The 13,358-nt window shown below is 43.0% G+C and carries 12 protein-coding genes; all 12 read left to right on the top strand.

Annotated elements, in window-relative coordinates; all coding sequences use genetic code 11:
• Positions 1-138: 138 nt before the first annotated feature.
• The 12 genes from MHH52_RS17990 (at position 139) to fliF (ending at position 13,357) form a co-directional block, all read left to right on the top strand.
• On the top strand, positions 139-627 hold the full coding sequence (locus MHH52_RS17990) for a MarR family transcriptional regulator (protein ID WP_340003873.1): 489 nt from the start codon (positions 139-141) through the stop codon (positions 625-627).
• 350 nt (positions 628-977) lie between these two features.
• Positions 978-2,138 (top strand): ADP-forming succinate--CoA ligase subunit beta, encoded by a 1,161-nt coding sequence (sucC, locus tag MHH52_RS17985; protein WP_042128955.1) that lies wholly within the window; start codon positions 978-980, stop codon positions 2,136-2,138.
• A 62-nt stretch (positions 2,139-2,200) separates the two neighbouring features.
• On the top strand, positions 2,201-3,130 hold the full coding sequence (gene sucD / locus MHH52_RS17980; RefSeq protein ID WP_340003872.1) for a succinate--CoA ligase subunit alpha: 930 nt from the start codon (positions 2,201-2,203) through the stop codon (positions 3,128-3,130).
• A 220-nt stretch (positions 3,131-3,350) separates the two neighbouring features.
• Positions 3,351-4,469 (top strand): DNA-processing protein DprA, encoded by a 1,119-nt coding sequence (dprA, locus tag MHH52_RS17975; protein WP_340003871.1) that lies wholly within the window; start codon positions 3,351-3,353, stop codon positions 4,467-4,469.
• Between the two features lie 35 nt (positions 4,470-4,504).
• The gene (gene topA, locus MHH52_RS17970; protein ID WP_340003870.1) at positions 4,505-6,604 is read left to right on the top strand and encodes a type I DNA topoisomerase; all 2,100 of its coding nucleotides are present in this window, start codon (positions 4,505-4,507) and stop codon (positions 6,602-6,604) included.
• A 26-nt stretch (positions 6,605-6,630) separates the two neighbouring features.
• Entirely contained in the window at positions 6,631-7,986 is a 1,356-nt protein-coding gene (trmFO, locus tag MHH52_RS17965) for an FADH(2)-oxidizing methylenetetrahydrofolate--tRNA-(uracil(54)-C(5))-methyltransferase TrmFO (RefSeq protein ID WP_340003869.1), read from the top strand.
• 124 nt (positions 7,987-8,110) lie between these two features.
• Positions 8,111-8,653 carry an ATP-dependent protease subunit HslV gene (hslV, locus tag MHH52_RS17960; protein WP_042189455.1) on the top strand — a complete coding sequence of 181 codons (543 nt, stop codon included), beginning with the start codon at positions 8,111-8,113 and terminating at the stop codon, positions 8,651-8,653.
• 33 nt (positions 8,654-8,686) lie between these two features.
• Entirely contained in the window at positions 8,687-10,087 is a 1,401-nt protein-coding gene (gene hslU / locus MHH52_RS17955; protein WP_340003868.1) for an ATP-dependent protease ATPase subunit HslU, read from the top strand.
• 380 nt (positions 10,088-10,467) lie between these two features.
• Positions 10,468-10,875, top strand: a complete 408-nt coding sequence (flgB, locus tag MHH52_RS17950; RefSeq protein ID WP_340003867.1) for a flagellar basal body rod protein FlgB — start codon at positions 10,468-10,470, stop codon at positions 10,873-10,875.
• 6 nt (positions 10,876-10,881) lie between these two features.
• Positions 10,882-11,331, top strand: a complete 450-nt coding sequence (gene flgC / locus MHH52_RS17945) for a flagellar basal body rod protein FlgC (protein ID WP_340003866.1) — start codon at positions 10,882-10,884, stop codon at positions 11,329-11,331.
• 93 nt (positions 11,332-11,424) lie between these two features.
• Positions 11,425-11,736 carry a flagellar hook-basal body complex protein FliE gene (fliE, locus tag MHH52_RS17940; RefSeq protein WP_313641382.1) on the top strand — a complete coding sequence of 104 codons (312 nt, stop codon included), beginning with the start codon at positions 11,425-11,427 and terminating at the stop codon, positions 11,734-11,736.
• Positions 11,737-11,770: 34 nt separating this feature from the next.
• Entirely contained in the window at positions 11,771-13,357 is a 1,587-nt protein-coding gene (gene fliF / locus MHH52_RS17935) for a flagellar basal-body MS-ring/collar protein FliF (protein ID WP_340003865.1), read from the top strand.
• Position 13,358: the final 1 nt, after the last annotated feature.

The raw sequence follows: 13,358 nt of genomic DNA, 5'->3' as shown, positions 1-13,358 counted from the left end.
TATCGCTCCAATTCTTAATTTGTTTGTGTACAATCTAATTTATCGCAATTAATGTAAAAGTCAAATTGATTTTTTGCTATTATTATGATGTTATGAGTGAATTATGATAAAATAAAGCTATAAGGCAGGTGAAAAGATATGAAAATGAATGAAGAAGATATGCAAAAGATAACCACAACTCCAGAGTTGCTGATTGAGAATCAACTCTGTTTCACCATTTATGCTTGCTCTCGTGAGATCACTAAGCTGTATCAACCCTATTTGGATAAGATCGGTTTAACATACTCGCAATATCTAGTAATGCTTGTGTTATGGGAACGGCAGCAATGTACTGTTAAAGAAATAGGTGAGGCGCTATTTTTGGATTCGGGAACACTGACTCCTCTATTGAAACGCTTGCAAGCTGCAGGGTTGATTGTGCGTGAACGTTCGACTCAGGATGAGCGAAAAGTTTTAATTTCACTAACTGAACAGGGCTGGGCACTTCAAAGCAATGCGGCTTGTATTCCTGGTAAAATGATGGAAGAAACGACTATGTCTAGCGATGAGACTGTAGAGCTGCTGGAGCAGTTCAAAAGCTTGCTGAACCGTGTTCATGAGGCGAACACTCAAGATAGTAAAAAGTAAGTATGATGAGGAGTCAATGCGATCGTTCGCATTCCGGCATGAAACCAAGCGAAAAAATGTGTACAAATCATGAATATATTTAAGGAAAGCGTTTTAAAAACATGTTACACTATTCTGGGTTCCTTTATATGGCATATAGGTAAGTATAAGCTTAGTCTTATAGATTTACTCAATGTCTCTCACAGAAACAAGGCCATTCTTATATGAGTGGTAGACAGTTTCTGCTGGTTCCGGAATAGTGCTGCATGTTTAGCATCAGCCTATCCCTAACCCCGCGGCAATCAAAACGGAAGGCGAGATGACAACAGGCTGCCTGTTAGGTCACCACGCTACTTTAGGAGGCTACCGCTATGAATATCCACGAGTATCAGGGAAAAGAAGTGCTTAAGAAGTACGGTGTGGCCGTACCGAATGGAAAAGTAGCTTATACAGTGGAGGAAGCGGTAGAAGCCGCAGAGTCACTGAGTACACCGGTTGTTGTAGTCAAAGCTCAGATTCACGCAGGTGGACGCGGTAAAGCTGGAGGTGTAAAGGTTGCTAAGAATATCGATGAAGTGCGTACTTACGCAACCGAGATTCTCGGCAAGACTTTAGTTACTCACCAGACTGGTCCGGAGGGTAAGGTAGTAAAACGGCTTCTCATTGAAGAGGGCTGTCAAATTGTTAAAGAGTATTACATCGGTATCGTTGTTGATAGAGGAACTGGTCGAGTGGTCATGATGGCTTCAGAAGAAGGTGGCACTGAGATTGAAGAGGTTGCAGCTACACATCCGGAGAAGATTTTTAAAGAAATCATTGATCCGGCAGTAGGTTTGCAGACTTTCCAAGCTCGTAAGCTAGCTTACAGCATCTCTATTCCTAATGAACTGGTAGGCAAGACTGTGAAATTCATGCAAGCGCTATATCTAGCTTTTGTGGATAAAGATTGCTCTATTGCCGAAATTAACCCATTGGTAGTTACAGCGGATGGTAATGTGATGGCTCTAGATGCTAAGTTGAATTTTGACCCCAATGCTTTGTTTCGCCACAAGGATATTCAAGAGCTTCGGGATCTAGATGAAGAAGATTTGAAAGAAATCGAAGCCTCTAAGTATGACCTGAGCTATATTGCGCTTGATGGCAATATTGGTTGTATGGTGAACGGTGCAGGCCTAGCGATGGCAACGATGGATATAATTAAATATTACGGAGGCGAACCCGCCAACTTCCTTGATGTAGGGGGCGGTGCAACTACCGAGAAAGTTACAGAAGCCTTTAAAATCATTCTATCGGATGAAAAGGTAAATGGAATTTTCGTTAACATTTTCGGCGGTATTATGCGTTGTGACGTTATTGCTAACGGTGTTGTGGAAGCGGCAAGTCAATTGGGATTGACTAAACCGCTTGTTGTACGTCTTGAAGGAACAAATGTTGGATTGGGTAAGCAAATCTTGGCTGGATCGGGACTTAACATTGTAGCTGCTGATTCTATGGCGGACGGTGCCCGTAAGATTGTATCTCTTGTGCAATAATGGCTCGGAAGTTGAAGCCAGTTATCGTATTTGACAATATAAGTAGGGATGTGACTTAAGGCATGAGCATTCTTGTAGATAAAAATACGAAAGTTATCACGCAAGGTATTACGGGAGCAACGGGCTTGTTCCATACTAAGGGTGCGCTTGATTATGGAACACAGATGGTTGGAGGAGTAACGCCGGGTAAAGGTGGAACGACAGTTAATATCACCCTTGAAAATGGCAGTGAAGTTAGTCTTCCGGTATTTGATACAGTCACAGCTGCTAAGGCAGCTACTGGTGCAACTGCTAGTGTGATTTATGTACCGCCAGCATTCGCAGCAGACTCCATCATGGAGGCTGTAGATGCAGAGCTGGATTTGGTTATCTGTATTACCGAAGGTATTCCTGTGCTTGATATGGTAAAAGTCTCTCGTTATATGGAAGGCCGTTCTACTGTATTGATTGGTCCAAACTGTCCGGGTGTTATCACTCCTGGAGAGTGTAAGATTGGAATCATGCCTGGTTATATTCATATGCCTGGTTATGTAGGAGTGGTCTCGCGTAGCGGAACGTTAACCTATGAGGCGGTTCATCAGCTGACCACGCGTGGAATTGGGCAATCTTCGGCTGTAGGTATTGGCGGAGACCCGGTGAAAGGCTCTGAGTTTATTGATATTTTGAAGCTGTTTAATGAAGATCCGGGTACGAAGGCAGTGATCATGATCGGAGAGATCGGTGGAACTGCAGAGGAAGAAGCGGCAGAGTGGATTCGTGAACACATGACCAAGCCAGTTGTAGGCTTCATTGGAGGAGCAACTGCACCTCCAGGCAAACGAATGGGGCATGCTGGTGCTATCATTTCTGGAGGTAAAGGTACAGCTAGCGAAAAAATTGCCGTACTGGAAGCTTGCGGAATCAAAGTAGCCCCTACGCCTGCTGAAATGGGTTCAACACTTGTAAGTGTGCTTGAAGAGCGCGGTATTCTCAATGCTTTTACATCGCACTAATTATTGAAGTTAAGACAGGGAAATCACTCCACGTAGTGAGGTTATTTCGTGTATAATTAATTTAAGAGGTAAGCAACCTTTTGTTCCTATCTAGGGATGAAAGGTTGCTTTTTTTATTTTAAATAGAAAATTATTCAATTTGAAGAAATACTTGCATTTTTAAGATGTGTAACACAAAATAGGGAAGGCTAAGCCTTCCATTTAAGGAGAGAAAACTTATATGGAAGTACGGGATCTACTTTTCGGTTTTAATGAAGTGGAAGGTATTGGCTGGAAAAGTATCGACAAGATTCGCAGAGCAGGGCTTTTGTCGGAAAAAGCAATTTTGTGTAGCGCGGAGGACTGGGAAAAGGTTGGATTGACTGAGAAAATGTCGATTCATCTTGCTTCCATATATACGTTGGAGTGGATTGCTAAGCGTCGTTTACTAATGGAAGAAAGTGATGTGATGATGGTTACGGTGTTTGATGCAGACTATCCCAATTTATTAAAGGAGACGGCTCAGCCACCATGGATCCTTTATTATCGTGGGCGTTTGGAACTGTTGTCGACACCCAGTGTGGCGATGGTCGGCACTCGTGTGCCAACAGCTTATGGACGGAAGGTAGGGGAGATCCTTGCGAAAGAGCTTAGTGCAGCGGGTCTAACGGTAGTTAGCGGACTAGCAAGGGGGATTGATAGCGTGTGTCATGAAGCTGCGCTAAGAAGCGGTGGAGGCACTATAGCGGTAGTAGCGACAGGACTTGATCGAGTCTACCCACCCGAGAATAGGGAACTTGAGCGATTGATTTCCCGTGATGGACTAGTGCTCACAGAGTATCCCCTCGGAACAAAAAGTCATCCAGGGTTATTTCCGCAGCGCAATCGTATTATTGCTGGTCTCACATATGGGACAGTGGTCGTGGAGGCTGATAGCCGCAGTGGATCACTAATTACAGCGGACGCTGCCTTGGAGTCTGGACGGGATGTCTTTGCTGTTCCTGGGCCTATTACATCTCCTAAAAGTAGAGGTGCTCTTGACCTGATCAAACAGGGAGCAAAGTTGGTTACCAGTGCAATAGATATTTTAGAAGAATATACTTCTTATCTCCCAACAAACCTCCCAAAACCGGGTGATAGTGGCTCCCCTAAACAGGTAGTTGACGACATGTTAATTGAAAAGAAATTGACAAATGAGGAGTCTCACCTATACCATATACTGCATCAAGGACCCTTTATTTTGGATGATCTGCTTGAGAGGACAGGATGGGATTTTGGACATTTGCATTCAGTTCTGTTATCTTTAATCATAAAAAAAGCGGTAGCACAATTACCAGGAGCTATTTATAAGGTAATTTAATATAGAGGTACGAGTGTAACGAGGAGGAAGAGTCTATGGCAGATGCATTAGTAATTGTCGAATCGCCAGCAAAAGCGAAGACAATTGGCAAATATTTAGGTAGTAAATATATTGTAAAGGCATCTATGGGACATATTAGGGATTTGCCAAAGAGCCAAACCGGTGTCGAAGTTGAGAATAATTTTAACCCTAAATATATTACTATCCGTGGTAAAGGTTCTATATTGAAGGAATTGAAAGACGCTAGTAAAAAAGTGAAAAAAGTTTATCTCGCAGCTGACCCTGACCGCGAAGGAGAAGCGATCGCCTGGCACTTGGCGCATGCATTAAATTTGGATCAAACACAGGAATGCAGAGTTGTATTTAATGAGATCACTAAACAAGCAGTAAAGGATGCTTTTAAGACGCCACGCAAGATTAACATGGATCTTGTGAATGCGCAGCAGGCAAGACGTATACTGGATCGGCTAGTAGGTTACAAGATTAGTCCCCTATTATGGAAGAAAGTCAAAAAAGGGTTATCCGCTGGACGTGTACAATCCGTTGCTGTAAAGATCATTATGGATCGAGAGAATGAAATCTCCGCTTTTGTACCCACTGAATATTGGAGCATTACGGCTAAGCTAGGGATTCGGGATTCCGTCTTTGAAGCTAAGTTTCATAAGCTGAATGGTGTGAAAAAAGAACTTAATCAAGAAAGCGATGTTCAAGAGGTCCTTGAAGCGATCAAGAACGCAGCTTTCAAGGTGAGTAATGTCAAGGAGAAGGAAAGACAACGGCATCCTTCGGCTCCTTTTACAACAAGCTCCCTTCAACAGGAAGCAGCCCGGAAACTTGGATTTCGTGCGGCTAAGACGATGTCTGTTGCACAGCAACTATACGAAGGTGTGGAACTAGGCAAAGAGGGAACCGTAGGTTTGATCACCTATATGCGTACGGACTCGACGCGTCTATCTGTTACTGCACAGGATGAAGCTAAAGAGCTGATTACTGCAAAGTATGGTGAAAAGTTCTTACCCGAAGCACCTCGCCAGTATTCGAAGAAGGCGGCTGGAGCACAAGAAGCGCATGAAGCGATTCGACCAACCTCAGCACTACGTGAACCAGAAATGGTCAAAGAGTTCTTGAGCCGGGATCAATTCCGTCTCTACAAGCTGGTATGGGAGCGGTTCGTTTCAAGTCAAATGGCTTCTGCCTTGCTGGATACGCTCTCGGTGGATATAGATGCAGGTACCGCCACATTCAGAGCTGTTGGTTCGAAGGTTTCATTCCCCGGGTTCATGAAGGTTTACGTAGAAGGCAACGATGATGGAACTACAGATGAAGATAAGTATTTACCACCTCTTCAAGCGGGAGATGCCTTAAATAAGCAAGAAATCGAGCCCAAGCAGCACTTTACACAGCCGCCACCGCGATATACGGAAGCGAGATTAGTAAAGACTCTTGAGGAACTGGGAATAGGGCGTCCAAGTACGTATGCACCAACTCTAGAAACGATTCAGAAGCGTGGCTATGTGGCTATTGAAGAGAAGAAATTCATGCCTACTGAGCTTGGAGAGTTAGTCATAGAGCAGATGGAACAATTTTTCCCTGAAATATTAAACGTAGAGTTTACGGCTAACATGGAAGGGGATCTTGACCATGTGGAGGAAGGTTCAGAAGATTGGGTGAAGGTTCTTGCCGAATTTTACGAGTCTTTTGAGAAACGTTTAATGTTTGCCGAAGAAGAAATGAAAGAAATTGAGATTGAAGATGAAGTCTCCGATGAGATCTGCGAGAAATGTGGTAAACCACTTGTATATAAGCTAGGACGTTTCGGGAAATTTCTAGCATGCTCTGGCTTTCCGGATTGCCGGAATACGAAGCCTATCGTAAAAGATATTGGAGTAACTTGTCCTAAGTGTAATGAAGGTAAAGTTGTGGAGCGGCGCAGCAAAAAAGGTCGTGTCTTCTATGGTTGCGATCAGTACCCTGGCTGTGATTTCGTCTCTTGGGATAGACCATCCACTAAGCCATGTCCTTCATGCGGGGCTTGGATGATTGAGAAACGCAATAAACAAGGCACGAAGCTGCAATGTACGTCTTGTGACCATACAGAGGAAGTTCTAGACAACGAAGAAGAGTTAGCAGAATAATAGTCTCTACAGGAGGAAAGAAGATAGTGACAGATACAGCAAAAGTAACAGTAATTGGAGCAGGTCTCGCAGGAAGTGAAGCGGCCTGGCAAATAGCATCTTTAGGAGTACCAGTAAGATTGTATGAAATGAGACCTGTGGTGAAGACGCCAGCACACCACACAAATCAATTCGCAGAATTAGTATGCAGCAACTCCTTGCGGGCGAATGGTTTAGGCAATGCTGTTGGTGTATTAAAAGAAGAAATGCGACGTTTAAACTCACTTGTACTAGGTGCAGCTGACCGCCACGCTGTACCTGCTGGTGGCGCACTTGCCGTGGATCGGGACGGTTTCTCGGGAGAGATCACCAATACATTGCACAATCATCCACTCGTGGAAGTCATAAATGAAGAACTTACGCATATACCGGAGGAAGGGATTGTTGTTATTGCAACAGGCCCACTTACCTCACCGGCATTATCCGCTGAAATTAAGGGTCTATTAGGTGAGGAGTATTTCTATTTTTATGATGCTGCTGCACCGATTGTTGAGAAGGACAGCATTGATATGAATAAAGTGTATCTTGCTTCCCGTTATGATAAAGGAGAAGCGGCATATCTGAACTGTCCAATGACTGAAGAGGAGTTTGACGTGTTTTATGATGCGTTGATTTCTGCAGAGACGGCGGCGCTCAAGGATTTTGAGAAAGAGATATACTTTGAGGGCTGTATGCCTATCGAAATCATGATGAAGCGCGGTAAGCAAACCGCGTTATTCGGTCCGATGAAGCCTGTGGGACTTATTAATCCGCACACAGGAAAGCTTCCATACGCAGTAGTACAGCTTCGTCAGGATAACGCTGCCGGAACGCTTTACAATCTTGTTGGCTTTCAAACGCATTTGAAATGGGGCGAGCAGAAGCGTGTGTTCTCGCTGATCCCCGGTCTTGAGAACGCTGAATACGTTCGGTATGGTGTAATGCACAGAAATACCTTTATTAATTCTCCTAAACTCTTGCATCCTACTTATCAGATGAAGGGCAAGGAAAGGCTGTTCTTTGCTGGCCAAATGACCGGTGTGGAGGGTTATGTGGAATCAGCGGCTTCAGGTCTTATAGCCGGAATCAACGCTGCTAGGGCAGCACTCGGTCAAGAGGGGTTGGTCTTCCCACAAGATACGGTTCTTGGCAGTATGCCAGCTTATATTACTTCCGCCGATCCAGAGCATTTTCAACCTATGAATGCCAATTTCGGTCTTTTGCCGAAGGTGGAGAAGAAGATTCGTAATAAGAAAGAAAAAAATGAGCTGCTAGCTCATCGTGCACTAGACAGTCTTGCTGAGTACGCCAATCGTACTGGCCTCGCTTATGTAGAGCCGGAAGCTATCGATAACCAAGCATAAACGCCCTCGGCGTCCTTATAAGGACGGTAAGCGTTTAAGCGAGAAATATAAGGCTAATGTATAACGTGAAACTTATACTTTCTTATATTTGAACAAAGCCCATCTTAAGGAGGTAACTACAATCATGGTACCGAGCTTTCATGCGACTACAATTTGTGCTGTAAGACATAACGGACAGGCAGCTATAGCAGGTGATGGTCAGGTTACATTCGGAGAGAGTGTAATCATGAAGACGACGGCCAGAAAAGTTCGTCGTTTATACAGGGGACAAGTAATAGCAGGGTTCGCAGGATCAGTAGCGGATGCTATCACCTTGTTTGAAAAATTCGAAGGCAAGCTGGAGGAGCACCATGGAAACCTGCAACGGGCAGCCGTAGAATTAGCGAAAGATTGGCGTCAAGATCGTATTCTTCGTAAACTTGAGGCATTGATGATTGTGATGGATAAGGAAGGAATGCTCTTGATCTCCGGAAATGGTGAAATTATCGAGCCGGATGATGATGTGCTTGCTATTGGTTCCGGTGGTAATTTTGCGCTTGCTTCGGGTCGAGCCCTCAAACGTCATGCTCCAAATCTTGCCGCTGCGGATATTGCTAGAGAAGCTCTTCAAATTGCATCTGAAATATGTGTGTATACTAACTCCAATATTATTGTTGAGCAATTATAGGCTCAGTGTCATAGAGACAAGGAGGAATTCACGATGGTGAATCAATCGCTAACACCCCGTCAAATCGTAGCCGAATTGGATAAATATATTGTAGGTCAGAAACAAGCTAAGAAATCGGTAGCTGTTGCGCTTCGTAATCGTTATCGGCGCAGTCTGCTAGCTGAGGAACTGCGTGATGAAGTCGTTCCTAAGAACATCTTGATGATCGGACCTACCGGTGTAGGGAAAACAGAGATTGCCCGGCGTCTAGCAAAGCTTGTCAATGCTCCGTTCATCAAAGTGGAGGCAACTAAATTCACTGAGGTGGGTTATGTGGGGCGAGATGTGGAGTCTATGGTTCGTGATCTGGTAGAGACCTCAATTCGTATGGTGAAGCTGGAACGTACGGAAAAGGTGAAGGATCGTGCAGAAGAACTGGCTAACGAGCGGATTGTCTCTATTTTAGTGCCTTCGTCTTCAAAAAATAAATCTCAGAAGAATCCTTTTGAGATGATTTTTGGCGGGAATTCTGGTCAAGAGGATTCAAAAGAAGATTCCGAGCCGGATGGAAGCTTAAGTGAACGCCGCCGCGGGGTTAGATTTAAGCTGCTCGCTGGTCAATTGGAAGACGATATCATTGAAATAGATGTTGAGGATACTGCGCCATCTATGATGGATATGTTTGCCGGGCAAGGGAACGACCAGATGGGTATGAATATGCAAGAAATGTTTGGTAGTTTGCTTCCAAAGCGGACGAAGAAGCGCAAGCTTCCTATTCGTGAGGCGCGTAAAGTGCTGATTCAGGATGAAGCGGCCAAACTGATTGATATGGACGATGTGATTCAGGAATCTGTGACTCGGGCAGAACAATCGGGTATTATTTTTATCGATGAGATCGATAAGGTTGCAAGTCAAGGGAAGGGTTCTGGTCCGGATGTGTCACGTGAAGGTGTGCAGAGAGATATCCTTCCTATAGTAGAAGGATCTACAATTATGACGAAGTACGGACCTGTGAAGACGGATTATGTGCTCTTCATGGCTGCAGGGGCTTTTCATATTGCCAAACCTTCTGATCTTATTCCTGAGCTACAGGGGCGGTTTCCGATTCGAGTAGAACTAAGCAGTCTGACACTGGAGGATTTTGTATCCATTTTAACGGAGCCAGAGAACGCTTTGACGAAACAATACGTTAATTTGCTAAAGACAGAGAACATTGAAGTGGAATTCCAGAAGGATGCTATTTATGAAATCGCCAAAATAGCTGCTTCAGTGAATCAAAATATGGAGAACATAGGTGCTCGGCGACTTCATACCATTTTGGAGAAGCTTTTGGAGGATCTATCTTTTGAAGCTCCTGAACTGACTTTGGACACTATGGTTATCACACCGGAGTATGTGCGTGAGAAATTGGCAAGTATCGCACAGGATCGTGATTTAAGCCAGTATATTCTTTAATGCGACAAATCTTGCTCATTGGAATTTGGGCATAACGAATTAGAAAATTACAATTTAGTGTCATTAAAAGGTAAAAAAATGTAAAAACATGCAATTAAAAAGATAATTTTGAGATAAAAAAGGAAAAAAATAGCAATAAAGTGCTAAAAGCCCTGTCTTTTTTTAAAAGATAGGGCTTATTTCTTATTGTAATAATATACAAATTAAATGAAAATCAATGTATGTGAAAAAACTAATAAAGTTATACATTGCGACAAGCTTCGACGAGAAAATTGATAAATAGAGGGTTTTTGTGCTTTATTTGTCGAAATCAAGCAGTTTTTTTTAAGAGAAGTTGTGGAATTCAATTCATTATGATAGCTTTGAAAGGAGGAATTATCTTGGGATTGCTGAATAGTGTCAGTTTTCAACGATTGCAGGGAGGCATTGATGCTGCCAATAAACGACAAAGTGTTCTAGCAAATAACGTAGCTAACGAAGATACACCAAACTTCAAACGTTCTGATGTTTCATTCGAAAGTTTCCTTCAACAACAGGAAAGTGGAATAAAACCTACACTTAGCGCGAAGGTAACGGACTCCCGACATTTTCAATTTGGTACCAACAGAATTGTACCAGCTGCTGTCGTTAGTACGGATGAAACTACCTCAATGAACAATAACGACAACAATGTGGATGTAGATCGGGAAATGGCGTTAAGCGCTGAGAACCAACTCAGGTATAGTTCTTATATCGAACAGATGAACAGTCAGATTTCGATGATGCGAACTGTAATTCAAGGAGGATAAGATGGCATGAACTTTGGTAGTAGTTTTGGGATAAGCGCATCAGCATTAACAGCTCAACGGTTGCGGATGGATGTGATTTCCTCCAACGTGGCTAATGCGGAAACTACAAGAGCGTCGGTGGTTGATGGCAAAGCAGTTCCATACCGTCGTAAACTTGTTGTTATGGAAGCGTCCGAAAGTAATAAGTTCTCGAATATACTAAATTCGAAAATGAACGGTAGTAGTAGTGAAGGTGTTAAGGTGCAGTCCATCATAGAAGATGCTTCACCGTTAAAGCCAGTATACAATCCGAGCCATCCTGATGCGGATGCTGAAGGTTATGTCTATATGCCAAATGTAGATATTACCAAAGAAATGGTTGATATGTTATCTGCATCTCGTTCTTATGAAGCCAATGTAACGATGCTAAACGCATCTAAAGCTATGGTAAGTAAAGCGCTTGAAATTGGCCGTTAAAACGTAATTAACACAAGTAACGCTTCCGAAGTGAGTTTTGTACGAAATAAATCTAGGAAGCATATGCTTACAAAACTTTTAGGAGGGAAACAGTTGATACAGAATATCACTAATGGGGTTCAAGCTGTTCAGCAGCTTGCCATGAAACCAACATCTGCCGAAGTTTCATCCACTCCTGCTAATTCCATGGAGAGCTTTGGCTCTTATCTAGAGAATGCACTTAATAAAGTGGCAGACCAGGAACAACATGCTAAGGATATGAGTAATAAATTTATATTGGGAGAAGTGAATATAGACGAAGTGATGATTTCTTCCCAACAGGCTTTACTGAGTTTGCAGTTGACTACACAAGTCCGGAACAAAGTGATAGAAGCCTATCAAGAAATTATGAGAACTCAGATTTAATTAAATCCTAGCTAGTTCCGGATGGGGTGACACTGTGAATGAAAGATTTGCCCAATATCGGGAGAAGGTTACCCTGTATTGGAACAGATTTAGTGGTAAACAGAAGATTTTATTCTTTTCAACATTGTTTATCATTCTAATAATAATTGTAGTATTAACCATGCAGCTTTCAAAGACAGAATATGAAGTAGCGTTTCAAGATTTGGACAGCACGGATTCGGCTGGAGTAATGACTTACTTGGATTCAGCAGGTGTTTCATACCGATTAAGCCAAGATGGAAAGAGTATCTCTGTGCCTAGCACAGAAGCGGCTCGAATTAAGGTGGATATCGGTTCTCAGGGGATTGTCCAGGGAGGCTCAATCGGTTATAAAGTCTTTAATGATAATTCGTCAATGATAGGAACGACAGATAGTGAGTTTAATGTGAAGTATAATAATGCATTAAACGGCGAAGTAGAACAGTTAATGAGAAGTATGCAAGGAATTAAGGATGCTAAAGTGCTAATTAATCTTCCTAAAGAGACAGTTTTTGCCTCTCAAGCTGATCAGGAGCAAGCATCTGCATCTGTAGTGCTTTCATTTAATCCAGGGTTCAGACCCAGTCAAGATAATATAGATGGGTATTTTAACCTTGTGAAGACTGCGGTTCCTAATCTACCAATCGATAACATTACGATTGCTAATAATGAAGTCGAGTTAATGCCAACGGCCAAAGGTGGACAAGCAGGAGTTTCTAGCCAGGTCGAAGAGAACTTCGCTCTTCAGAAGAAATTCGAAGAAGAAGTAAAGAAAGATGTGAAACAATTCCTTAGCACTCTTACGGGTCCAGATAAAGTTGATGTTCTTGTATTTTCGAAGCTAAACTTTGACAAGGAAAACCGGAAAGAGGATCTCGTAACCCCTGTGGATACAGAGAACATGAAGGGGATTGAGATCAGTTCACAAATCATCAGTAATTCGTATTCCGGCCAAGGAAATACAACTGGCGGAGTGGCAGGCACTGGTTCACAAGATGTAACGGGCTATCCTTCGCAAGCTGGTACGGATACTTCTACCTCGGAGGAATCTTCTGAAACGAGGAATTATGAAGTTAACCGAATCACAAAGGATGTCATCGCTAGTCCTTTTACTGTTAAAGATTTAACCATAAATGTTGCGGTTGAACCACCTACAGGAAAAAATACTTTGGATGATGCTACATCAGCAGCAATTCAAAACATTTTGGTAAATATTGTTCGTGCTTCTCTTGCAGATTCAGGTATTACATATACAGACGCTGATTTAACCAAAAAGGTTTCGGTGTATTCTCAACAATTTGGCGGTACCGCTGCCAACACTACACCAGGTGGTCTCGCCACATGGATGTTATGGGCAATCGGAGCAGCTGCGTTGCTGGTTGGAGCAGGTGGAGGATATCTGATCTACCGGAGTCGTAAGAAGACTGTGGAAGAGGAAGATGAAGACATTCCATTGCAGGTTCCTACCGAATTTCCATCTATTAATTTGGAGAGTTTGACGAATGACAGTCAAGTTCGTAAGCAATTGGAAAGTTTGGCAAAGAAAAAGCCAGACGAATTCGTAAATCTGCTGCGTACATGGCTTGCAGACGAACAGAGGTGAA

Source organism: Paenibacillus sp. FSL K6-0276, from assembly GCF_037977235.1.
Classification (GTDB): domain Bacteria; phylum Bacillota; class Bacilli; order Paenibacillales; family Paenibacillaceae; genus Paenibacillus_AQ.
This window is presented reverse-complemented; position numbering and strand designations above follow the sequence as displayed.